Annotated in this window: 23 protein-coding genes and 1 pseudogene; 20 read left to right on the top strand and 4 right to left on the bottom strand. The window is 68.6% G+C overall.

What is annotated here, in order from left to right; genetic code table 11:
- Nucleotides 1-116: 116 nt before the first annotated feature.
- Nucleotides 117-818 carry an HAD family hydrolase gene (locus FHX80_RS02250; protein WP_145762555.1) on the top strand — a complete coding sequence of 234 codons (702 nt, stop codon included), beginning with the start codon at nucleotides 117-119 and terminating at the stop codon, nucleotides 816-818.
- Between the two features lie 376 nt (nucleotides 819-1,194).
- Complete coding sequence (locus FHX80_RS02245) at nucleotides 1,195-2,799, top strand: ABC transporter substrate-binding protein (protein WP_145762554.1); 1,605 nt, start codon at nucleotides 1,195-1,197, stop codon at nucleotides 2,797-2,799.
- 42 nt (nucleotides 2,800-2,841) lie between these two features.
- On the opposite strand, the gene FHX80_RS02240 is transcribed toward FHX80_RS02245, so the two are convergent.
- Nucleotides 2,842-3,513: a response regulator gene (locus FHX80_RS02240; protein WP_123468692.1), complete on the bottom strand. Its 672-nt coding sequence runs from the start codon at nucleotides 3,511-3,513 to the stop codon at nucleotides 2,842-2,844.
- Nucleotides 3,514-3,522: 9 nt separating this feature from the next.
- Nucleotides 3,523-4,368: a RecB family exonuclease gene (locus tag FHX80_RS02235; protein ID WP_244318509.1), complete on the bottom strand. Its 846-nt coding sequence runs from the start codon at nucleotides 4,366-4,368 to the stop codon at nucleotides 3,523-3,525.
- Nucleotides 4,369-4,540: 172 nt separating this feature from the next.
- On the opposite strand from FHX80_RS02235, the gene FHX80_RS02230 reads away from it, so the two are divergent.
- From FHX80_RS02230 to FHX80_RS02220, 3 genes are all read left to right on the top strand, one after another.
- Nucleotides 4,541-5,791, top strand: coding sequence for a site-2 protease family protein (locus FHX80_RS02230; RefSeq protein WP_145762553.1), 1,251 nt, complete (start codon nucleotides 4,541-4,543; stop codon nucleotides 5,789-5,791).
- An 80-nt stretch (nucleotides 5,792-5,871) separates the two neighbouring features.
- A complete protein-coding gene (locus FHX80_RS02225; RefSeq protein ID WP_145762552.1) occupies nucleotides 5,872-6,777 on the top strand; it encodes a tRNA (adenine-N1)-methyltransferase in 906 nt (301 codons plus the stop codon).
- A gap of 240 nt (nucleotides 6,778-7,017) precedes the next feature.
- Entirely contained in the window at nucleotides 7,018-7,608 is a 591-nt protein-coding gene (locus tag FHX80_RS02220; protein ID WP_145762551.1) for a hypothetical protein, read from the top strand.
- Nucleotides 7,609-7,648: 40 nt separating this feature from the next.
- Here FHX80_RS02220 and FHX80_RS02215 read toward each other — a convergent pair whose 3' ends face one another.
- Nucleotides 7,649-7,960 (bottom strand): ferredoxin, encoded by a 312-nt coding sequence (locus tag FHX80_RS02215; RefSeq protein ID WP_145762550.1) that lies wholly within the window; start codon nucleotides 7,958-7,960, stop codon nucleotides 7,649-7,651.
- A 241-nt stretch (nucleotides 7,961-8,201) separates the two neighbouring features.
- Here FHX80_RS02215 and arc point away from each other — a divergent pair, with 241 nt between their 5' ends.
- The 6 genes and pseudogenes from arc to prcA all read left to right on the top strand — a co-directional run bounded on the left by arc (nucleotide 8,202) and on the right by prcA (nucleotide 14,099).
- Nucleotides 8,202-9,968 carry a proteasome ATPase gene (gene arc / locus FHX80_RS02205; RefSeq protein ID WP_145762549.1) on the top strand — a complete coding sequence of 589 codons (1,767 nt, stop codon included), beginning with the start codon at nucleotides 8,202-8,204 and terminating at the stop codon, nucleotides 9,966-9,968.
- Nucleotides 9,969-10,206: 238 nt separating this feature from the next.
- Nucleotides 10,207-11,718 (top strand): depupylase/deamidase Dop, encoded by a 1,512-nt coding sequence (dop, locus tag FHX80_RS02200; RefSeq protein ID WP_145762548.1) that lies wholly within the window; start codon nucleotides 10,207-10,209, stop codon nucleotides 11,716-11,718.
- A gap of 120 nt (nucleotides 11,719-11,838) precedes the next feature.
- Nucleotides 11,839-12,057, top strand: a complete 219-nt coding sequence (locus FHX80_RS02195; RefSeq protein ID WP_145762547.1) for a ubiquitin-like protein Pup — start codon at nucleotides 11,839-11,841, stop codon at nucleotides 12,055-12,057.
- An 88-nt stretch (nucleotides 12,058-12,145) separates the two neighbouring features.
- Nucleotides 12,146-12,337 (top strand): annotated as a pseudogene (locus FHX80_RS02190) (endonuclease domain-containing protein); the annotation flags it as partial.
- Nucleotides 12,289-13,134, top strand: coding sequence for a proteasome subunit beta (prcB, locus tag FHX80_RS02185; RefSeq protein ID WP_145762546.1), 846 nt, complete (start codon nucleotides 12,289-12,291; stop codon nucleotides 13,132-13,134). The pseudogene FHX80_RS02190 and the gene prcB, both read left to right, overlap by 49 nt.
- Before the next feature lie 59 nt (nucleotides 13,135-13,193).
- Entirely contained in the window at nucleotides 13,194-14,099 is a 906-nt protein-coding gene (gene prcA, locus FHX80_RS02180) for a proteasome subunit alpha (RefSeq protein WP_244318111.1), read from the top strand.
- Between the two features lie 56 nt (nucleotides 14,100-14,155).
- On the opposite strand, the gene FHX80_RS02175 is transcribed toward prcA, so the two are convergent.
- Complete coding sequence (locus FHX80_RS02175; protein ID WP_167523347.1) at nucleotides 14,156-15,193, bottom strand: LacI family DNA-binding transcriptional regulator; 1,038 nt, start codon at nucleotides 15,191-15,193, stop codon at nucleotides 14,156-14,158.
- Nucleotides 15,194-15,325: 132 nt separating this feature from the next.
- Here FHX80_RS02175 and FHX80_RS02170 point away from each other — a divergent pair, with 132 nt between their 5' ends.
- The 9 genes from FHX80_RS02170 (at nucleotide 15,326) to tatA (ending at nucleotide 22,674) form a co-directional block, all read left to right on the top strand.
- Entirely contained in the window at nucleotides 15,326-16,585 is a 1,260-nt protein-coding gene (locus FHX80_RS02170; RefSeq protein ID WP_145762545.1) for an MFS transporter, read from the top strand.
- 9 nt (nucleotides 16,586-16,594) lie between these two features.
- On the top strand, nucleotides 16,595-17,956 hold the full coding sequence (gene pafA / locus FHX80_RS02165) for a Pup--protein ligase (protein WP_145762544.1): 1,362 nt from the start codon (nucleotides 16,595-16,597) through the stop codon (nucleotides 17,954-17,956).
- A 149-nt stretch (nucleotides 17,957-18,105) separates the two neighbouring features.
- Nucleotides 18,106-19,068, top strand: coding sequence for an FKBP-type peptidyl-prolyl cis-trans isomerase (locus FHX80_RS02160; RefSeq protein WP_145762543.1), 963 nt, complete (start codon nucleotides 18,106-18,108; stop codon nucleotides 19,066-19,068).
- A gap of 44 nt (nucleotides 19,069-19,112) precedes the next feature.
- The gene (locus FHX80_RS02155) at nucleotides 19,113-19,484 is read left to right on the top strand and encodes an FKBP-type peptidyl-prolyl cis-trans isomerase (protein WP_145762542.1); all 372 of its coding nucleotides are present in this window, start codon (nucleotides 19,113-19,115) and stop codon (nucleotides 19,482-19,484) included.
- 114 nt (nucleotides 19,485-19,598) lie between these two features.
- Nucleotides 19,599-20,552, top strand: a complete 954-nt coding sequence (locus FHX80_RS02150; protein WP_145762541.1) for a helix-turn-helix transcriptional regulator — start codon at nucleotides 19,599-19,601, stop codon at nucleotides 20,550-20,552.
- A 13-nt stretch (nucleotides 20,553-20,565) separates the two neighbouring features.
- Complete coding sequence (locus FHX80_RS02145) at nucleotides 20,566-21,534, top strand: helix-turn-helix transcriptional regulator (protein WP_145762540.1); 969 nt, start codon at nucleotides 20,566-20,568, stop codon at nucleotides 21,532-21,534.
- 6 nt (nucleotides 21,535-21,540) lie between these two features.
- Nucleotides 21,541-21,819, top strand: coding sequence for a hypothetical protein (locus tag FHX80_RS02140; RefSeq protein ID WP_145762539.1), 279 nt, complete (start codon nucleotides 21,541-21,543; stop codon nucleotides 21,817-21,819).
- Nucleotides 21,820-21,955: 136 nt separating this feature from the next.
- Nucleotides 21,956-22,153 (top strand): hypothetical protein, encoded by a 198-nt coding sequence (locus FHX80_RS02135; RefSeq protein ID WP_145762538.1) that lies wholly within the window; start codon nucleotides 21,956-21,958, stop codon nucleotides 22,151-22,153.
- A 227-nt stretch (nucleotides 22,154-22,380) separates the two neighbouring features.
- Complete coding sequence (gene tatA / locus FHX80_RS02130) at nucleotides 22,381-22,674, top strand: Sec-independent protein translocase subunit TatA (protein ID WP_145767028.1); 294 nt, start codon at nucleotides 22,381-22,383, stop codon at nucleotides 22,672-22,674.
- Nucleotides 22,675-22,699 lie beyond the last annotated feature (25 nt).

Genomic DNA, 22,699 nt, shown 5'->3' with positions numbered 1-22,699 from the left:
CGTCGTTCGACGTGTGGTAGCGGACAAGTCGTACACTGGTCGGTCCAGTGCAGGCCGGTCGCCTCCCTCCGGGGAATGGCGGCCGGCCTTCTCGCCCCTCATGAAAGGTGTGCCGGATGACCAGTACGATCGCCGCGTCCCTGACCCGTACGGCCGAGGGTGCCGCCCTGCAGGCCGTCTTTCTCGACATGGACGGCACCCTGGTCGACACCGAGGGGTTCTGGTGGGACGTCGAGGTGGAGGTTTTCGCGAACCTCGGACACCGGCTGGACGAGGCGTGGAGGGACGTGGTCGTCGGCGGCCCCATGACCCGCAGCGCCGGGTACCTGATCGACTCCACCGGCGCCGACATCACGCTCGCCGAGCTGACCGTGCTGCTCAACGACAGCTTCGAGAAGCGCATCGGTTCCGGTGTGCCGCTGATGCCGGGCGCGGCACGGCTGCTCGCCGAACTGGGCAGACACGAGATCCCCACCGCACTGGTCTCGGCCTCGCACCGGCGGATCATCGACCGGGTGCTGGACTCCGTGGGCCACCACCACTTCGCGCTCACCGTCGCGGGCGACGAGGTCTCCCGCACGAAACCGCACCCGGAGCCGTATCTCGCCGCCGCGAACGGCTTCGGGGCCGAGCCCCGGCTCTGCGCGGTCATCGAGGACACCGCGACCGGGGTGGCCGCGGCGGAGGCCGCCGGATGCCGGGTGGTCGCCGTGCCGTCCGTGTCACCGATCGCACCTGCCGCGGGCCGGGTGGTCGTGAGTTCTCTCGAAGAAGTCGATCTTGCGTTCCTCAGGGGCCTGGTCACTGGAATGCGTTGAGCGGCACACCGAGAGTGCTTCTGTGAATGAATAGAAAAGCTCCCGGTGTCGGACCGTGCTTTTTCTGTCGTACTCGCGTGCACGCGATTCCGGTGCGTATCTGGGCCTCGAAAATGTTTGCGAGACGTTCGCCGAGTGACCTTTGTCACTGTTTCGGTCGTCAATGTATTCGGAAGATGTGCCGGGTTGACCGTTTCGGCGTACCCAAGTGTCCCGGTTCGTGAATCCCTGTACGAATCATTCCGGTATCCGGGAATCAGTGCGTCACGCATTCCCTTCGCCCTTCGATTGCGCATCGGACGGCATGGGTCCGGCATTGCCGACGGGGCCTACTAATGTCGTTTTCTCCATGACCGGATGAGGGAGAACGTCCACGATGAACCGCAAGACACTGGTGCTGCCGGCCGTCGTCGGCCTGCTCGCACCCGTACTCGCCGCCTGCGGCGCGTCGGACGGTGGGAGCGGTAGCGGCGGCGCCATCGCTGTCGGCACCACGGACCAGCTGGCCGCCTCGAAGGACGCCCCCGCACCGCTCGACCCCGCCATCGGCTACGAGGCGGGCGTCTGGAACGTACTGCGGCAGACCGTGCAGACGCTGATGCACGTCCCGCGCGGCGGCGGCCGGCCGGTGCCCGAGGCCGCCGAGAGCTGCACCTTCACGGACACGGAGAACGAGAGCTACCGCTGCAAGCTGCGCAGCGGCCTGGAATTCGCCGACGGCAGCCCGGTCACCGCCGAGGACGTCAAGTACTCCATCGACCGGGTCATCCGGATCAAGTCCACCAATGGACCCGTCGCCCTGCTCAACAACATCGACACCGTGGAGACCAAGGGCGACCGCGAGGTCATATTCCACCTCCGGACCTCGGACGCGACCTTCCCCTACAAGCTCTCCACCCCGCCCGCCGGAATAGTCCAGCAGGACAAATACCCGGCGACCTCCCCGCGCAGCGGATTCCAGGTGGACGGTTCCGGCCCGTACACCATGGAGCCGGAAGTCAAGAACGATCAGGTCGTGAAAGTCGCCTTCACCAGAAATCCCCGCTACAAGGGGGATCTCAAGGTGCTGAACGAGAAGGTCGAACTGGATCTCTTCCCCGACGCCACCGCCATGGGCAAGGCGCTTGCCGAGAAGAAGATCGACCTGATGACCCGCAGCATGTCGCCGAAGCAGTCGCAGAAAATGCTGGAGAACCCCCAGGACGGCGTCAAGCTCACCGAGATGCCCGGCCTCGCCATCAGCTACCTCGGATTCGACACCGACGACCCCGCCGTGAAGAACAAGGCGGTCCGCCAGGCCATGGCCCAGGTCATCGACCGCGGCCAGATCGCGAGCGAGGTGTACGGCACCACGGCCGAACCGCTGTACTCGCTGATCCCGTCCAGCATCGCCGGGCACACCAACTCGTTCTTCAACAAGTACGGCGAGCCCAGTACGGCCAAGGCCGCCGCGATCCTGGAGGACGCCAGGATCCACACCCCGGTGAAGTTCACGCTCCACTACACGACCGACCACTACGGCGACGCGACCGCGAACGAGTTCAGGACACTGCGCAAGCAGCTCAACGACACGGGGCTGTTCGACGTCACCGTGCAGGGCTCCCCCTGGGCCAAGTACCGCCCGGCCGAACTGCGTGGCGAGTACGCCGTCTACGGCATGGGCTGGTTCCCCGACTTCCCGGACCCGGACAACTACACGGCGCCCTTCCTCGACGAGGACAACTTCCTCAACTCGCCCTACGACTCGGCCGTCGCCCAGAAGAAACTCATCCCGCAGTCCCGCCGAGAGACCGACCGCAGCCTCGCCGCCCCTACCTTCGAGCAGCTCCAGGACATCGTCGCGGAGGACGTCCCGGTCCTCCCGGTCTGGCAGGGCAAGCAGTACGTCGCCTCCCGCGACGGCGTCACCGGCGTGGAGTGGGCGGTCAACTCCGCGGCCGACCTCCAGCTCTGGGAGCTCGGCCGCAGCACCACCGGCTGAGCCCCGGCACCGGCCGGGCCCCGGCCCCGGAACCCGGCAGGGTCACTGGGCGCCGGGGCGCACCAGCCCGCTCTCGTAGGCGTAGACGGCCGCCTGCACCCGGTCGCGCAGCCCCAGCTTCGTCAGGACATGGCCCACATGCGTCTTGACCGTCGTCTCGCTGACGAAGAGATCGGCGGCGATCTCCGCATTCGACAGCCCGCGCGCCACCAGCTTCAGGACCTCCACCTCGCGGTCCGTCAGCGTGTTCAAGGCGTCCGGCACCGGCTCCTCACCGGACGGCAGATGATCCGCGTACTTGTCCAGCAGCCGACGCGTGATGCTCGGAGCCAGCATCGCCTCGCCGCCCGCGACGACCCGGATCGCCTGCACCAGCTCATTGGCCGGCGCGTCCTTCAGCAGAAAGCCACTGGCTCCGGCACGCAGCGCCTCCACCACGTACTCGTCGAGATCGAACGTGGTCAGCACCAGCACCTTCGCCGGACCGTCCCGGCCGGGACCGGTGATCTGACGCGTCGCCTCGACACCGTCCATCCGCGGCATCCGGATGTCCATCAGCACCACATCGGGCTGCAGCGCCCGCACCTGGTCGAGGGCCTGGAGACCGTCACCGGCCTCGCCCACCACCGCGAGATCACCCTCCGCCTCCAGAATCATCCGGAAGCCGGTGCGCAGCAGCGGTTGGTCATCGACCAGCAGGACGCGGATTGCCACGGGATCTCCTCAGGGTCCTTCAACGGCCGCAGGCCGGCCGGCCTCGGCACGGACCGGGTCCATTCTGCCCTGGACGTCCTGCGCCGACTCCGCCGGGCGTACCGACAGCGGATAGACCGGGGGAGTGCCACCGAACTCGGGGCAGAGCGCCTGATGGTCGCACCAGCCGCACAGCTTCGTCGGCCGCGGCCGCCACTCACCGGTCTCCGTGGCCAGCGAGATCGCCTCCCAGAGGGCCAGCAGCTTGCGCTCCACCCGCTCCAGGTCCGCCACCACCGGGTCGTACGTCATCACGTCCCCGCTGCCGAGGTAGACCAGCTGGAGCCGGCGCGGCACCACACCCTTCAGCCGCCAGATGACCAGCGCGTAGAACTTCATCTGGAAGAGGGCACCCTCCGCGTACTCCGGACGCGGCGCCTTCCCCGTCTTGTAGTCGACGATCCGGACGTCGCCCGTCGGCGTCACGTCGATCCGGTCGATCACCCCGCGCAGCCGCAGACCCGACTCCAGCTCCGTCTCGACGAACAGCTCCCGCTCGGCGGGCTCCAGCCGCGTCGGATCCTCCAGCGCGAACCAGCGCTCCACCAGCCGCTCCGCCTCCGCCAGCCAGCGCGAGAGCCGCTCACCCTCCGCGTCCTCGGCGAACAGCTCCGACAGCTCCGGCTTCGACTCCAGCAGCCGGTCCCACTGCCCCGGGATCAGCGCGGTGGCCCGGCCGGGCGTCCGCTCCGTCGCAGGGTTGTCGAAGAGCCGCTCCAGCACCGCATGGACCAGCGTCCCCCGGGTAGCCGCCTCACTGGGCTTCTGCGGCAACTTGTCGATGACCCGGAAGCGGTACAGCAGGGGACACTGCATGAAGTCGCTCGCCCGCGACGGGGAAAGGGACGAGGGCGGCTGAGGCGGCCGCGGCACTGAGGTCATGACGAAGACCCTACGACCCGCCACTGACAACAACCGGCATACCATCGACCACAGACCCTCGAACACTGCATGATCGTGCCGGACGGGCACCGACCGAAGGGACCTCGTGGACGACAGCGGCAACAGCGGGCGGCCGCAGCCCGGCGCAGGGGGAACGGACCCCGGCGCCGGCCCCGACAAGGGCAAACCGGATCGCCCGGAAGAGCCCGGAGGCGGCATCCTCATGGGCCGCCCCTTCGGGGTGCCGGTTTACGTGGCACCGAGCTGGTTCCTCGTCGCGGCCCTGATCACCTGGGTCTTCGGCGGCCAGCTCGACCGGGTCCTGCCCGGCCTCGGCGCGGCGCGCTACCTCGTCGCACTCTTCTTCGCCATCGCCTTCTACGCCTCCGTGCTCGTCCACGAACTCGCACACACGGTGGTCGCGCTGCGCTACAAGCTCCCGGTGCGCCGTATCCAGCTCCAGTTCTTCGGCGGCGTCTCCGAGATCGAGAAGGAATCCGAGACCCCCGGCCGCGAGTTCGTCCTCGCCTTCGTCGGCCCGTTGCTCTCCCTCGTCCTGGCCGGCGTCTTCTACATCCCGCTGAACTTCGTCGAGCGCGGCACCCTCCCCGGTGTGCTGCTCGGCGGGCTGATGATCTCCAACCTCATCGTCGCCGCCTTCAACCTGCTGCCCGGCCTCCCGCTCGACGGCGGCCGCATGCTCCGCGCCGTCGTCTGGAAGATCACCGGCCGCCCGATGAGCGGCACCGTCGCAGCCGCCTGGGTCGGCCGCGCCCTCGCCGTCACTACCCTCATCGGCCTTCCCCTCCTCACCCGCGCCGGGTCCTTCGGGAACAACACCGCCGACCTCAGCGGCATGGACACCGTCATCGACGCCCTGCTCGCCGCGGTCCTCGCCGCCATCATCTGGACCGGAGCGGGCAACAGCCTGCGCATGGCCCGGCTGCGCGAGCACCTCCCCGACCTGCGCGCCCGCGCCCTCACCAGGCGCGCCGTACCGGTCGAGGCGGCCACCCCGCTCTCCGAGGCGCTGCGGCGGGCCAACGAGGCCGGGGCCCGCGCCCTCGTCGTCGTCGACGGAAGCGGCGAACCGAAGGCCCTCGTCCGCGAGGCCGCCATCGTCTCCGTACCCGAGCACCGCCGCCCCTGGGTCGCCGTCAGCGGCCTCGCCCAGGACCTCACCGACGGCATGAGGGTACCCGCCGAGCTGGCCGGCGAAGCCCTCCTGGACCGGCTCAAGGCCAACCCCGCCACCGAGTACCTCGTCGTCGAGGACACCGGCGAGATCTACGGGGTGCTGTCCACCGCCGACGTGGAGCGGGCATTCGTCGCCGCCATGGCCAGGCCCGCCGCCTGAGAGCCTGCCGGTGACCTGCGACCGCGGGCCCCGCCCGGACAAGCGGTCGAAGCCCGTGGAAACACCGGTACGCTGGTCACATGTCTGAACCGACCGGTGCCGCCCGCCGACGTGGGCCCTTCAAGGTCGGGGACCAGGTCCAGCTCACCGATCCCAAGGGACGCCACTACACCTTCACGCTCGAAGCCGGAAAGAACTTCCACACCCACAAGGGTTCTTTCTCGCACGACGAGCTGATCGGTGCTCCCGAGGGCAGTGTTGTCCGTACCACGGGGAACGTCGTCTATCTCGCGCTGCGTCCCCTGCTCCCCGACTACGTCCTGTCCATGCCCCGCGGCGCCGCCGTGGTCTACCCCAAGGACGCGGGGCAGATCCTGGCCTTCGGCGACATCTTCCCCGGCGCCCGCGTCGTGGAGGCCGGCGTGGGATCCGGCGCCCTCTCCACCTTCCTGCTCCGCGCCATCGGCGAACAGGGCATGCTGCACTCCTACGAGCGCCGCGAGGACTTCGCCGGGATCGCCCAGCAGAACGTCGAGCGCTACTTCGGCAGCCCGCACCCCGCCTGGCAGCTCACCATCGGCGACCTCCAGGACAACCTGACGGACACCGACGTCGACCGTGTCGTCCTGGACATGCTCGCGCCCTGGGAGTGCCTGGACGCCGTCTCCAAGGCGCTCGTCCCGGGCGGCATCCTCTGCGCGTACGTGGCGACCACCACCCAGCTCTCCCGGACGGTCGAGTCCATCCGTGAGATCGGCTGCTTCGCGGAACCGCAGCCCTGGGAGTCGATGATCCGCAACTGGCACGTCGAGGGCCTCGCCGTCCGCCCGGACCACCGGATGATCGGCCACACCGGCTTCCTCGTCACCGCCCGCCGGCTGGCCGACGGGGTCCAGGCCCCGCCGCGCCGCCGCCGCCCCTCCAAGGGCGCCTACGGCGACGACTACGACGGCCCGGGCAGCCAGAGCGGCTCCGCCCGCGACTGACCCGAGCAACGCACCGGCGTCGCCGCCGAGTTCCCGGACCGACCCGGGAACTCGGCGGCGACGCCTTTTCGTTGCCATGGTGCAGGTGGACCGGGCACACAATCCGCAGCGACCCCACCGTTCCGCTGGTGTGTGAGGTGTGGCACGATGCTGGCCACCCCACACCCGCTGTCGACGCCCTGCCGACGGCACCGCCCCTTCAGACATTCCGCACCACAGGAACCACAGGAGACATCCCGCGTGCAGACCTCCGTGCTCCCGGACCTCGCGCACACCGACACGAAGGCGATGCACTGGCTCGCCACCGCGGCGGCCATGGCCGCCGTTGTCGCGACAGCCGGCCTGCTCCAGCCCGACACGACCGCCGCTGCCTCCACCCCACCCCACCGCACCGCGGCGCAGCACGGCACGGCGACCGTCCCCCCGCCGGATCCCGAGCGCGCGGTATTCCCCCTGCAGTGCGGCGGCGTCGGCAACACGGTCGCCAAACAGGCCCCCGGCGACCTCGACGGCGACGGCCGTCCGGAAACCGTCGCGGTCGTCCACTGCGCGGCCGGATCCGGTACCCCGCCCAGCGGCGTCTACGTCCTCACACAGGGAAGCGGGGCCGCACCCAGGATCGTCGCGACCCTGGTGGACCCCGCCCAGAACATGAGCGTCGGTGACTTCGCGGTGCGTGACGGCGTCATCTCCGCCACGCTCCTCGGCTACTCGTCGCCCTCGATCCCGTCCTGCTGCCCCGACCAGCAGGAGAAGGTCACCTGGCAGTGGCAGAACGGGGCCTTCGTACGCAACAGCCAGTCCGACGACTCCACCGAAGGCAACGCCTGACCGGTCACCGATCGCAGCCGCCGGCCCCCGGGCCGGCGAATCAGGCGGCCTCGGGACCGAAGACCTCGACCCTGTCCGAAACGCGCCGTACATGGATGCAGTCGCCCGGGCACTCCTTGGCCGAGTCGACGACGTCCTGGAGGAGCGGCAGCGGCACCGGGGTGGTCGCCCCCTTGTCCTGCAGCAGCTCGTCCGCGTCGCTCTTCACATACGCCAGTCCGTCGATGTCCAGCTCGAAGACCTCGGGCGCGTACTGCACACAGATGCCGTCCCCCGTGCAGAGGTCCTGGTCGATCCAGACCTCCAGGTCCTGCGTCTCGCCACCGGTGGGAGCGTCGTGCTGCACGGTCATTTCGCCTGCCGTTTCCTGCGTATCCGAACCAAAAAAAGCCAGCCCTTACGGGTGTTGAACACTTCGACGATACAACCGGCCGCTTTCCGATGTTGAAGGGTGGGTATTCCCCTGACACGAGGGAGAGCGCAAGGGTGAAGATCGGACACACCCCACAGTCTTTGTGATCTAGGGGTTTCAATCATCACCCACCCAGGTAGGGTCAGGAAGCGTCCAGCTCCCCTTGGAGGAGGTGAGGACCGTGGCAGCCCACGACGACGACATCAACCGCGGCATCCGGCCCGGGCGGGGGTCCGATGACCCAGCCGGCCAGGTCGCCTATCTCGAGCAGGAAATCGCCGTCCTGCGACGTAAGCTCGCCGACTCTCCGCGCCATACGAGGATTCTCGAGGAGCGGATCGTCGAGTTCCAGACCAACCTCGCAGGCGTGTCCGCTCAGAACGAGCGGCTCGCCGGCACACTCCGCGAGGCCCGCGACCAGATCGTGGCCCTCAAGGAAGAGGTCGACCGGCTGGCACAGCCACCGGCCGGTTTCGGTGTGTTCCTGCAGGGCAACGAGGACGGTACCTGCGACATCTTCACCGGGGGCCGAAAGCTCCGGGTGAACGTCAGTCCCAGTGTTGAGCTCGACGACCTCCGGCGCGGCCAGGAAGTCATGCTCAACGAAGCGCTCAACGTGGTCGACGCCATGGAATTCGAGCGGGCCGGGGACATCGTCACGCTCAAGGAGATCCTTGAGGACGGCGAACGAGCCCTGGTGGTCGGGCACACCGACGAGGAACGGGTGGTGCGGCTCGCCGAGCCGTTGCTGGACATCACCATCCGGCCCGGCGACGCCCTGCTGCTCGAACCCAGGTCCGGCTACGTCTACGAAGTGGTGCCCAAGAGCGAGGTCGAAGAGCTCGTCCTCGAAGAAGTCCCGGACATCGACTACGACAAGATCGGCGGACTGGGCGACCAGATCGAGCTGATCCGCGACGCGGTCGAGCTCCCCTACCTGCACCCAGACCTCTTCAAGGAGCACGAGCTGCGGCCGCCGAAGGGCATTCTGCTCTATGGCCCGCCCGGCTGCGGCAAGACGCTCATCGCCAAGGCCGTCGCCAACTCCCTCGCGAAGAAGGTCGCCGAGGTCACCGGTCAGCCCACCGGCAAGAGCTACTTCCTGAACATCAAGGGCCCCGAACTCCTCAACAAGTACGTCGGTGAGACCGAGCGCCACATCCGCCTGGTCTTCCAGCGTGCTCGCGAGAAGGCGAGTGAGGGCACCCCCGTCATCGTCTTCTTCGACGAGATGGAGTCCCTCTTCCGCACCCGGGGATCCGGCGTCAGCTCGGACGTGGAGAACACCATCGTCCCCCAGCTGCTCGCCGAGATCGACGGCGTCGAGGGCCTGGAGAACGTCATCGTCATCGGCGCCTCCAACCGCGAGGACATGATCGACCCCGCGATCCTGCGACCCGGCCGGCTCGATGTGAAGATCAAGATCGAGCGTCCGGACGCAGAGGCCGCGAAGGACATCTTCGCGAAGTACCTCACGCCCTCGCTGCCCCTGCACGCGGACGACCTCGCCGAGCACACCGGCTCCAAGGAAGCCGCAGCGCACGCCATGATCCAGTCGGTCGTCGAGCGGATGTACACCGAGTCCGAGGAGAACCGCTTCCTCGAGGTCACGTACGCCAACGGCGACAAGGAGGTCCTGTACTTCAAGGACTTCAACTCCGGCGCGATGATCCAGAACATCGTCGACCGGGCCAAGAAGATGGCCATCAAGGCCTTCCTCGACCAGGGCCAGAAGGGCCTTCGCGTCTCCCATCTCCTCCAGGCCTGTGTGGACGAGTTCAAGGAGAACGAGGACCTGCCGAACACCACCAACCCGGACGACTGGGCCAGGATCTCCGGCAAGAAGGGTGAGCGGATCGTCTTCATCCGCACTCTCGTCACCGGAAAGCAGGGCGCGGACACCGGTCGCTCCATCGACACGGTGGCAAATACCGGGCAGTACCTGTAGATCGCAGACCGGCTGCGGATGCCCGGCCGGGCATCCGCAGCCGGTTGCTTTCCGGACAGCTCCGACGACACCGGAGCAATGACGTAATTGATCTCCCCACCAGCACAGAGGCGCTCTAGGCTCTTGCGTACCGCCCGGTCGCGCAGTGCGGGTACGGGCAGACCGCGCACGCACCGGACAAGCAGCGGTACTTGAGCGCCGCCCCCGGAAGGGAGCGCCGCCGGGCAAGGAGGGTCGCATGACCGTACGGCGAGTAATGGGCATCGAGACGGAGTACGGGATCTCCGTGCCCGGCCACCCCAACGCCAATGCCATGCTCACCTCGTCCCAGATCGTCAACGCCTACGCGGCGGCGATGCACCGGGCGCGCCGCGCCCGCTGGGACTTCGAGGAGGAGAACCCGCTGCGAGACGCGCGAGGTTTCGACCTCGCCCGCGAGACCGCTGACTCCAGCCAGCTCACGGACGAGGACATCGGCCTGGCCAATGTCATCCTCACCAACGGGGCACGGCTCTACGTGGACCACGCGCACCCCGAGTACAGCTCCCCGGAGATCACCAACCCCAGGGACGCGGTCCTCTGGGACAAGGCCGGCGAGCGCGTCATGGCCGAGGCCGCCGAACGCGCGGCCCAGCTGCCGGGCGCCCAGCCGATCCATCTCTACAAGAACAACACCGACAACAAGGGCGCCTCGTACGGGACGCACGAGAACTATCTGATGAAGCGGGAGACCCCGTTCTCGGACATCGTGCGCCATCTGACCCCGTTCTTCGTCTCGCGCCAGGTCGTCACCGGCGCCGGACGGGTCGGAATCGGCCAGGACGGCCACGAGCACGGCTTCCAGATCAGCCAGCGTGCCGACTACTTCGAGGTCGAGGTCGGCCTGGAGACCACACTCAAGCGCCCGATCATCAACACCCGCGACGAACCCCATTCGGACGCCGAGAAGTACCGCCGGCTGCATGTGATCATCGGCGATGCGAATCTCTCGGAGATCTCCACCTATCTCAAGCTGGGCACCACCTCCCTGGTCCTCTCCATGATCGAGGACGGCTTCATCAACGTCGACCTGGCCGTCGACCAGCCGGTGCGCACGCTGCACCAGGTCTCCCACGATCCGGATCTCCAGCAGCTGATCACTCTGCGCAGCGGGCGGACACTCACCGCTGTGCAGCTCCAGATGGAGTACTTCGAGCTCGGCCGCAAGTACGTCGAGGAGCGGTACGGGGCGGACGCGGACGAGCAGACCAAGGACATCCTGATCCGCTGGGAGGACACGCTCAACCGGCTGGAGAACGATCCGATGAGCCTGTCCGGCGAGCTGGACTGGATCGCCAAGCGGGAGCTCATGGAGGGCTACCGCCGCCGCGACGGCCTCGACTGGGACGCGGCCCGCCTGCATCTGGTGGACCTCCAGTACGCCGACGTACGGCCCGACAAGGGCCTCTACAACCGCCTGGCGGCCCGCGGCAGGATCAAGCGCCTGCTGGACGAGAGCGAGGTCGAGCAGGCCCGTACAGCGCCTCCGGAGGACACCAGGGCGTATTTCCGCGGTCGCTGCCTGGAGCAGTACGCGGACGACGTCGCCGCGGCCTCCTGGGATTCGGTCATCTTCGACCTTCCCGGCCACGATTCGCTGCAGCGGGTACCCACCATGGAACCGCTCCGGGGCACCCGTGAGCACGTGAAGGCCCTCCTGGACCGCTGCCGCACGGCGGAAGAGCTGGTCCGAGTGCTGTCGGGGGGCTGAAAGGGCGGCCGGCTGGGAATCATTCCGATGACCTCCGGACGTTGAGACAAGTACCGGGCCAATGTCGGACCCCGTAGGTAGGGTCTGATCAAGTGCTTCGAACCGAGCGGGGTGAGCTATATGGCGACCAAGGACACCGGCGGCGGACAGCAGAAGGCGACGCGTTCCACCGAGGAGTCCGAGGAGCAGGCGCAGGAAGCGCAGGGCTCCGAGGACCTCCAGGAACGGCAGGAAAAGCTGAGCGACGACGTCGACGACGTACTCGACGAGATCGACGACGTACTCGAGGCCAATGCCGAGGACTTCGTTCGGTCATTCGTGCAAAAGGGTGGCGAGTAACCGGCGCCGGGGACGGCGATGGGCGTGCGGTGCGGGCAGAGGCCCGTACCGCACGCCTGCGGGCACGGACCGGGCGATCGGTGCGAATGCCTCCGTCACACATGTGGATCACTGCCGTCGGACGGGTAGGGTCCGTGGCATACGGTGCTTCAACTGCAATTCGGCCGTAGGCAAGTTGGGAGATGATCCTGACACCTTGCGCAGGGCCATCGCTTACCTGGAGGGAAACGCGTGGAAGCCAACACTCGTAGCACCGGGCGTCTACCAGCTGCCTTCCTGACGCCCGGGTCCTCTTCCTTCATGGACTTCCTGACCGACCAGTCGCCCGGGATGCTGCCGGGCAACCGGCAGCTGCCGCCCATGAAGGGGGCCATCGAGGCCCCGCACGGGACCACCATCGTCGCGGCTTCGTTCCCCGGCGGCGTGGTACTGGCCGGTGACCGGCGGGCGACCATGGGCAACATGATCGCACAGCGCGACATCGAGAAGGTCTTCCCGGCCGACGAGTACTCGGCGGTGGGCATCGCCGGTACGGCAGGTCTGGCCGTGGAGATGGTCAAGCTCTTCCAGCTGGAGCTGGAGCACTTCGAGAAGGTCGAGGGCGCCCAGCTCTCCCTGGAGGGCAAGGCGAACCGGCTCTCCACAATGATCCGGAGCAATCTGGCGATGGCCATGCAGGGTCTCGCTGTGGTACCGCTCTTCGCCGGCTACGACGTCGACCGCGAGCGCGGCCGGATCTTCTCGTACGACGTCACCGGAGGCCGTTCCGAGGAGCAGGGGTACGCGTCCACCGGCTCCGGGTCGATCTTCGCCCGTAACTCCATGAAGAAGCTCTACCGCGAGGACCTGACGGAGGAGCAGACACTCACTCTGGTCGTGCAGGCGCTGTACGACGCGGCGGACGACGACTCGGCCACCGGCGGACCCGATGTGGCCCGGCGCATCTATCCGATCGTCACCGTCATCACCGACGAGGGTTTCCGGAAGCTGACCGAGACGGAATCCGCCGAGATCGCCCGCTCGATTCTGGAACGACGGCTCGTACAGCCCGACGGCCCGCGCGCCGAGCTGCTCTGACCACTCGTTCCGAGGCTTCTTCGATGCTCTTGTCACTGACAGAAAGGGACGGATAGCCGGTGTCGACGCCGTTCTATGTCTCACCTCAGCAGGCCATGGCCGACCGGGCGGAATACGCCCGGAAGGGCATCGCCCGCGGTCGCAGCCTGGTTGTGCTGCAGTACACCGACGGCATTGTGTTCGTCGGCGAGAACCCGTCCCGTGCGCTGCACAAGTTCAGCGAGATCTATGACCGGATCGGTTTCGCCGCCGCCGGTAAGTACAACGAGTACGAGAATCTCCGCATCGGCGGAGTGCGCTATGCGGATCTGCGCGGATACACCTATGACCGTGACGATGTGACGGCCCGTGGCCTGGCGAATGTCTACGCGCAGACCCTCGGCACCATCTTCTCCAGTGCGGCCGAGAAACCGTACGAGGTGGAGCTGGTGGTCGCCGAGGTCGGCGCGGCGGCGGACGGCGACCAGATCTACCGGCTGCCGCACGACGGCTCGATCGTCGACGAGCACGGCTCGGTCGCCGTCGGTGGCAACGCGGAGCAGATCAGCACCTTCCTGGACCAGCGGCACCGTGACGGGATGTCGCTCGCCGAGGCGCTGAAGCTGGCGGTGCAGGCGCTGTCCCGCGACCCCAACGGCAGCGAGCGGGAGATCCCCGCGGAGCGGCTGGAGGTCGCGGTCCTGGACCGTACGCGGCCGCAGCAGCGCAAGTTCAAGCGGATCGTCGGCCGGCAGCTGGCGCGGCTGCTGGAGGCGGACGGCGCCGGCTCGACGCCGACGGACGCCCCCTCGGACACGGAGGAAGGCGACGACATCGCCCCGACGACGACGGACGCCGGCAAGAAGGGTGGTAAGTCGGGTGGCAAGACGGCCGCCACCGAATCCGACGACTCCACTGTCGCCACCGACGCCACTGAGCCCACCGAGCCCACCGATGCCACCGATTCCGGTGGGGACGTGGAGTAGCCCGTTCCGCAGTGTGTCTGTGCCCCGGTCCGCCTCTTCGGCGGGCCGGGGCACTGTCATGAGTCCTGACCGGTGGGCGGGGGAGCGGAGGAGCCGCGGACGACCAGGCGGACCGGAAGGCTGCCGGTTTCGGCTGTACCGCCCTCCAGAACGGCCAGCAGGGCGCTCATGCCGCGCTCGCCGACCTGCTCGGCCGGCAGTTGAACGGTGGTGAGTTCCGGCTCCACGGCCGTGGCCAGGGCCAGATCGTCGAAGCCGGTGACGGAGAGGTCGTCCGGCACCCGCAGCCCGAGCCTGCGGGCGGCCTTGCAGGCGCCCGCTGCCAGGATGTCGTCGTCGCAGATGATGGCGGTGGGGCGGGGTCCGGGAAGCGACAGTGCGCGTTCCGCGGCCTCCCGGCCGGCCCGTACGTCCAGTGCCGCCGGCACGGTGCGTACGGCGGTGCCGGGCATGCCGCGCAGGGCTTCGTGGACGGCGTCGGCGCGGACCGCGAACGTCCAGGTGTCGACGGCCGAGGCGAGATGGACGAAGCGCCGGTGGCCGAGATCGAGCAGGTGCTCCGTCACCTGGCGCATCCCGTCGGCGACATCGAGGTTGACCCGGGCCGCCGGACCCGGGGCCGAGGGATCGCTGTCGAGCATGACCAGGGGCAGATCGGCGCCGTGCAGGGCGCCCAGCGCGTCGGCGGCCATGGACGAGGCGATCACACCGTCGAGCGCGGCGCGGGCCGAGGCGAAGGGGTCCCGGGCCGGGCCGGTGCCGTCGGGCGAAGGGTAGAGGACGACGCCGAAGCCGTGTTCGGCGGCGACCGCGGCGGCCCCGGTGTACACCCGGGCGAAGAACTCGTTGGTGAGGGCCGGGACGACGAGCAGGGCGGTCCTGGTACGGCCCAGGCGCAGATTACGGGCGGCGAGATTCGGCCGGTATCCGAGCCCGCGGGCGGCCTCCCGCACCCGGTCCGCGGTGGCCTCGGAGACCCGGCCGCGCCACTTGTCGCCGAGGACCAGGGAGACGGTGGCCTGGGAGACGCCTGCGGCCCGTGCCACGTCACGACTGGTCGGCCGGGGCGGGGCGGGCTGCGCTGGGCTGGTCACTCGGGCCTCCGGGCCGGTCGGGGCAGGCGCCGGGAGGTGGACCTGCGCATTGGCCACATGGTACGTATGAACCCGCAGGTTATACGTAAAACCTAGGATGGCCGAAAGGCGTCCCATGGAGAGGGGTGGGACATGGCCGCGGGATATCTGGACATCCTCCGGGCACGGAATGCCGCACGGCTGCTGGCGGGGACCCTCGTGGGACGGCTGCCGAACGGCACCGCCCCCATCGCGATCGTGCTGTTCACCCGTGCGGAGGGCGGCAGCTACGCCCTCGCCGGTGCGCTCGCCGCGGTGTACGGGCTGGGCACGGCGATCGGACAGCCGCTACTGGGCCGTGCCGTCGACCTGTACGGCCAGCCGCGCGTCCAGCTGCCCGCCGCCGTCCTGTCCGCCTCCGGCATGGCCCTGCTCGCCCTGGCGGGCTTCGGGTCGCTGCCGCTCGCCTACGCGGCCGTGGCCCTCGCGGGGGTGGCCACACCGCCCCTGGAGGGCGGCCTGCGGGCCCTGTGGCCGAGCGTCCTCGGCAGCGAGGACCGGGTGCACCGGGCATACGCCATGGACGCGGTCGCGCAGGAGGCAATGTTCACCTTGGGGCCGCTGCTGGTGACCCTGCTGGTCTCGCTCCGGTCGCCCGCCGCCGCGCTGCTCGTCATCAACGCGATCGGGGTCCTGGGGGCGCTCTCGGTCGTCCTGTCCGAACCGTCCAGGACCTGGCGCTCCGCGCCGCGCGAGGCGCACTGGCTGGGCGCGCTCCGCTCCCCCGGGCTGCTGGCGCTGCTCGGCTCCTTCTTCTTCGTCGGACTGGCGCTGGGCTCCATCACGGTGGCGGCCATGGCGTACGCCGACGATCACGGCCGGGAGTCCGTCTACGGCTGGCTGATGGCCGCCCTGGGGCTCGGCGCGCTGATCGGCGGCGCGGTGTACGGGGCGCGGCAGTGGCCGGGGCGGCCCGAGCGCCGGCTGCGGGTGATCGTGGCGCTGCTGGCACTCGGCTATCTGCCGCTGATGCTGACCCCCGGTGTGGTGGCGATGACCGTGCTGGTCGGCGTCGCCGGGGTGTTCCTGGCCCCCGCGGTCGCCTGCTCGTTCATCATCGTCGACCGGCACGCCCCGCGGGGCACGGTGACGGAGGCGTTCTCCTGGCTCGTGACGACGTTCGGGGTGGGCGCGGCGGCCGGGACGGCCGTGGCGGGCCCGGCCGTGGAACTGGGCGGGACGGCCTGGAGCTTCGCCGTCGCGGGGGCCGGTGGAGTGGCGGCGCTGCTCGTTCTGCTGGCCACCGGAAGGGTCCTCGCAGTTCCCGGGCATAGCGCTGTCGCGCCGCGAGGATCGGAAAATGATCGAAACGGTGCCGTCGAACCCGGTTTCAGCTCGGGCCATCAGGCGTAATGTTCAGTCATGGACCGCCGCATTTTCGGGCTGGAGAACGAGTACGGCGTCACGTGCACGTTCAGGGGACAGCGCCGACTGTCTCCTGATGAAGTGGCGCGCTACCTCTTCCGCCGTGTTGTGTCATGGGGCCGCAGCAGCAATGTCTTTCTGCGGAACGGCGCCCGCCTCTACCTCGACGTGGGATCGCATCCGGAATATGCAACCCCCGAATGCGACAACCTGACCGAGCTGGTCACCCACGACAAGGCCGGCGAGCGCATTCTCGAAGGCCTGCTTGTCGACGCCGAACGCCGTCTGCACGAGGAGGGAATCGCGGGCGACGTCTATCTCTTCAAGAACAACACCGATTCGGCCGGAAACTCCTACGGATGCCATGAGAACTACCTCGTGGCCCGGCACGGAGAATTCTCCCGACTCGCGGACATCCTCATTCCCTTCCTCGTCACGAGGCAGCTGATCTGCGGTGCCGGCAAGGTGCTGCAGACCCCGCGGGGCGCCGTCTACTGCGTCAGTCAGCGTGCCGAGCACATCTGGGAGGGCGTCAGTTCCGCGACGACGCGCTCCCGTCCGATCATCAACACCCGGGACGAACCGCACGCGGACGCGGAGCGGTACCGCCGCCTCCACGTCATCGTCGGTGACTCCAACATGTCCGAGACGACCATGCTGCTCAAGGTCGGCGCGACCGACCTGGTGCTCCGCATGATCGAGGCGGGCACGGTGATGCGGGATCTGACCCTGGAGAACCCCATCCGGGCGATCCGCGAGGTCAGTCATGACATCACGGGTCAGCGCAAGGTGCGCCTCGCCAGTGGCCGCGAGGCATCCGCCATCGAGGTGCAGCGCGAGTACTACGAGAAGGCCGTGGACTTCGTCGACCGCCGCGGCATCCGCACGGGCAACGTCGAGAAGGTCCTCGAACTGTGGGGCCGCACGCTCGACGCGATCGAGGCCGAGGACCTCGACCGGATCGGTACCGAGATCGACTGGGTCATGAAGTACAAGCTCATCGAGCGCTACCGGGCCAAGCACAACATGACCATGTCGAATCCGCGGGTCGCCCAGATAGACCTCGCCTACCACGACATCCATCGCCGCCGCGGCCTGTACTACCTGCTGGAACGCAAGGGGCAGGCCGCCCGCATCTGCAACGACCTGAAGATCTTCGAGGGCAAGTCGGTGCCCCCGCAGACCACCAGGGCGCGGCTGCGCGGCGACTTCATCCGGCGGGCCCAGGAGCAGCGGCGGGACTTCACCGTCGACTGGGTCCACCTCAAGCTCAACGACCAGGCGCAGCGCACGGTGTTGTGCAAGGACCCGTTCCGTTCGGTGGACGAGCGAGTGGAGAAGCTGATCGCGGGCATGTGAGCCGGCACAGGAAGTGTCCCGGTTCTCAGTGCCTGTCGACGGACCCCGGCGCGACTCGGGCCCCGTACGTTCCTCGTACGGGGCCCTGCGCACGCCCTAGAGTGTCCGGGACCCCGTAACAAATGTGTCGTCTGAGATCTGAGGAACCAGTGCGCCGAATTGCCGGCCTTCTAGTCGTCCCCCTGCTGCTGCTGTCAGCGGCCTGCGGCAGCGACGACAAGGGCTCCGCCTCCGCTTCCGCCTCCGCGTCCGCCTCCGCCCCTTCCAAGGACGGATTCCCCGCCATCACCGCGGGCGCGAAGTTCGGCGAGAAGCCCACCCTGGCCAAGGGCACGGGAACGCCGCCCAAGGAGCTGAAGACCGACGTCGTCAGTGAGGGTGACGGCGCGAAGCTCAAGAACGGCGACGCGATCCAGGTGAACTACCTCGGGCAGGCCTGGGACTCCACCAAGCCGTTCGACAACAGCTTCGACCGCAAGCAGCCGTTCGATCTGACGCTCGGCGCCGGCATGGTCATCCAGGGCTGGGACAAGGGACTGGTCGGCCAGAAGGTCGGCAGCCGGGTCGAGCTGGTCATCCCGCCGGACCTCGGTTACGGCGCGCAGGGCCAGGGCGACATCAAGCCGAACGCCACCCTCGTCTTCGTCGTCGACATCCTGAAGGCGAAGCAGATCCCGGCGTCCGCCAAGGGCACCGAGGTCGCCCAGGACAACGTCGACCTGCCGAAGGTGGGCACGAACACGGACGGCAAGGCGCCGACCGTCAAGATCCCCAGCAAGTCCGCTCCGCCCAAGAAGCTGGTCTCCAACTACGTCCTGGAGTCCGACGGCGAGGTCGTCAAGGGGACCGACAGCGTCGTCGTGAACTACGTGGGTCTGCTGTGGAAGGACAGCAAGACGTTCGACAGCACCTACGCGACGGGCAAGACGCAGACCTTCCCGCTGGCCCAGGTCACTCTCAAGGGGCTCAAGAACGGCCTGATCGGGAAGAAGATCGGCAGCCGTGTGCTGCTCGTCGTCCCGCCGGACCAGGCCTTCGGCAGCAAGGCACAGCAGTCCATCCCGGCGAACTCGACGCTCGTCTTCGCCGTGGACATCCTCGCGAAGATGTAAGACTGTCCCGGTTGCCCAGTTCATCATTTAGAGGAGCAAAGTCAGTGAGCATCGAGAAGCCCGAGATCGAATTCCCGGGTGGCGAGCCGCCGGCCGACCTGGAGATCAAGGAAATCTGGGAGGGCGACGGCGCGGTCGCCAAGGCCGGCCAGACCGTCTCCGTCCACTACGTGGGCGTGGCCTTCTCCACCGGTGAGGAGTTCGACGCCTCCTGGAACCGCGGTACTCCGCTCAAGTTCCAGCTCGGTGCCGGACAGGTCATCGCCGGCTGGGACAAGGGCGTGCAGGGCATGAAGGTCGGCGGCCGTCGCCAGCTGACCATCCCCTCGCACCTCGCGTACGGTGACCGCGGCGCCGGCGGCGCCATCGCGCCGGGCGAAACGCTGATCTTTGTCTGCGACCTGGTCGCTGTCTGATCGCGCATCTGTGCGATGCGAGGGCCCGTGCCGCAAGGCGCGGGCCCTCGCTTTCGTCCTGACACTCCGGAGCGGTACGGTCGAGGGTCGTAGAGCAAAACAGAAAGGGCGTCGATGGCGATTGCCAAGGCCGAGCGGCTGATGAACCTGGCACTGTGTCTGCTGGGGACCCGGCGCCCGCTCAGCAAGCGCGAACTGCGCGGCTCCATCGAGGCCTACCTGGAGGCGGGCTCCGACGACGCCTTCAACCGGATGTTCGAGCGCGACAAGGACGATCTGCGCGAGCTCGGTCTGGTCATCGAGACCGTGGAGAACCTGGACGGCGACACCGGCTACCTCGCCCGCCGCGACAGCAACCGGCTGCCCCCGATCACGCTGGACGCCGAGGAGGCCGCCGCACTCGGACTGGCCGCCAAGGTCTGGCAGCAGGCCCGGCTGGCCGGTGCGGCCAGCGGCGCCCTGCAGAAACTGCGGGCCGCAGGCATGCCGGAGACCGAGGACGCGTACGAGGTGCAGAGCGCCCTCGAACCACGTATCCCCGTCCATGAGGCCGCCTTCGAACCGCTGATGCTGGCCTGCCGGGACCGCCGGCCGGTGACCTTCGACTACCGCAAGGCCAATTCCGCCCGTCCCGAGCAGCGCCAGGTCGAGCCGTGGACGCTGGAGTGCTGGCGTGGTCACTGGTACCTGGCCGGCTGGGACCGGGACCGGGGTGCGGAGCGGGTGTTCCGGCTCTCCCGGATCGCCGGCAAGGTGCGCTCCAGGGCCGGTGCGTTCACCGCCGAGGTGCCCGATGTCGTCACCGTCCGCGAGACCGTCGAGAGCTGGGCGGGGGAGACCGCGACCCGCACCGCGCTGATCAGGCTGCGGGCCGATTCCGGCTACCCGTTGCGGACCCGCGCGATATCCGTCCGGGAACTCGGCGACGGGTGGGAGGAGTTGGAGATTCCGTACGGACACGGTCTGGACGCCTGGCTCGTCGAGTTCGGCCCGGACGTGGTCGTGCAGGAGCCTGCGGATCTGCGGGCCGATGTGGTGGACCGGCTGCGCGCCGTGGCCAAGGACTGAGGGGACCGTACTCATGGCCACGAACGCCATCGACCAGACCCGCCGGATGCTCTCCCTGGTGACGTATCTGCGTGAGCGCCCCGGCGCCCACGTCCAGGACGTCGCGCGGGCCTTCGGGATCACCGAGGACGAGCTCATCTCGGACCTCGACGTCCTGCCCATGTGCGGGACCAGCTTCCGCGGCGGCGATCTGCTGGACATCGACACCGACGGCGACCGGATCTGGTGGCACAACCCGGACGACGTCGCCGAGCCGCTCCGGCTCGCCGCAGACGAGGCGACGGCCCTGCTGGTCGCCGCCCGCGCCGTCGCGACACTGCCCGGACTGCGTGAGAGCGACCGGCAGGCGCTGCTGCGCGCCACCGCCAAGCTGGAGGCCGCGGCCGGTGAGGTGGGGGCGGCGAGCTCCCGGCTCTCGGTCACCTTCGAGTCCGAGGGCGGCGTCTTCGCCGATGTGGACCGGGCGATCTCGGAGCGGCGCCGGCTCTGGCTGCGCTACTACTCGCCCGCACGCGACGAGCTCACCGAGCGCGAGGTGGACCCGATCCGGCTCTTCGCCGTGGGACACACCTATATGGAGGCCTGGTGCCGGTCCTCCGAGGACCGGCGTACGTTCCGCCTCGACCGGGTCGCCGAGATCCGGCTGCTCGACGAGCCCGCCGCGCCGCCCGAGCTGGAGCTTCGGGATCTGTCGGAGGGGCTGGTCCAGCCCTCGGCCGAGGACCCGGAGGTCGTGGTCGAGGTCGGTCCCGGAGGACGCTGGGTCGCCGAGTACTACCCGCACGACAGCGCCCACGAGCTGCCGGACGGCGGTCTGCGGATCACCCTGCGGACACCCGACCCCGCCTCGCTGCGCCGGCTCGCGCTCCGGCTCGGCGGGGAGGGGCGCATCGTCTCGCCGCCGGAGCTGGCACAGAGCGCCCAGCGTGCGGCCCGTGCGGCGCTCGCCGCGTACGACGGCCCGGCCCGAGGGGAAACCTGAGGAGATATGAGCAATCTGTCTGCGGTGTCGAGTATTTCCTCCGTACCGACCGTCGTCGTTCCCGAGTCGGTACGGTTCAGGGCCGCCTGCCCGGACTGCCGCGCGCGGTTCGAGCTGGCGGCGGGCGCCATCCGGCTCGCGATCGGCGCCACCAGCCGGACGACGTTCTACTCCTTCACCTGCCCCGAGTGCGACGCCGCCGTCCGCAGGCCCGCGGGGGAGCGGATAGTCGAGCTCCTCACCGACGGCGGCGTGCGGACGCTGCGCCTGCACACCAGCCATTAGACGGACCACACCGGTCTTCGCGAGACACCGGTCCTCACAGGACTCCGGCCTTCGGAAGGCACCGCCCTTTCGCGGGCACCGGTCTTCAGAATGTCGGCGCCGGATACCCGACACGAGAAACATCGAGGCTCTGCGCATGTTCTGGCCCATGCTCGCCATCGCCCTGGGATTTCTCGGGATCGCCGTCCTGGGAGTGCTGGCTGTCAAGGTCTTCATCGAGGCCCAGCGCCTCGGTCATCAGGTGACGCGTACCACGGAGCGCATCAACCGGGCCGCCGAGGATCTGGAGCGCGCGGCCACGGATCTCGCGGCCACGGGTGAATCCCTGCGTTAGCCGGGCCTGTTCGATCTCAGCGGGCGCGGCCTCCTGTTTCTCAGTTTCGGGGGGTACGCTGCTGCTGACGGCCCTGGCAGGGGGTGGGGGCCGCTATCGGAAGTATGCACGGGCATTGCCTCGCGTTTACTTCCGCGGGTTACGATCGCTCCCAGCGAATGGTCGGATGTGTGTCCGGCCCAAGGGCAGCGAGCCCACGTCCAGCCGCCTCAGCGAGAAGGAAGCACATCATGGGCAATCTGAAGCCTCTCGAGATCGTTCTGATCATCGCTGTCATCCTGCTGTTGTTCGGCGCCAAGAAGCTTCCCGACATGGCCCGTTCGCTGGGCAAGTCGGCCCGCATCCTCAAGAGCGAGGCCAAGGCGATGCGGAAGGACGACGAGCCGGCGACGCCCGCGAAGGAAGCGGCCGCCGACCAGAGTGCCCAGCAGCCTGCCGCTGCGCGCACGATTCAGGCCGCCCCCGGCGATGTCACGAGCTCCCGCCCGGTGAACGAAGCGAAGCCCACCACCCAGAGCTGACAGCTGAAGGGTTCCTCCGACAGCT

Source organism: Streptomyces brevispora (genome assembly GCF_007829885.1).
GTDB classification, from domain to species: Bacteria; Actinomycetota; Actinomycetes; order Streptomycetales; family Streptomycetaceae; genus Streptomyces; species Streptomyces brevispora.
Note: the sequence above shows the minus strand (reverse complement) of the source record. Positions and strands in the feature narration are given on the sequence as shown.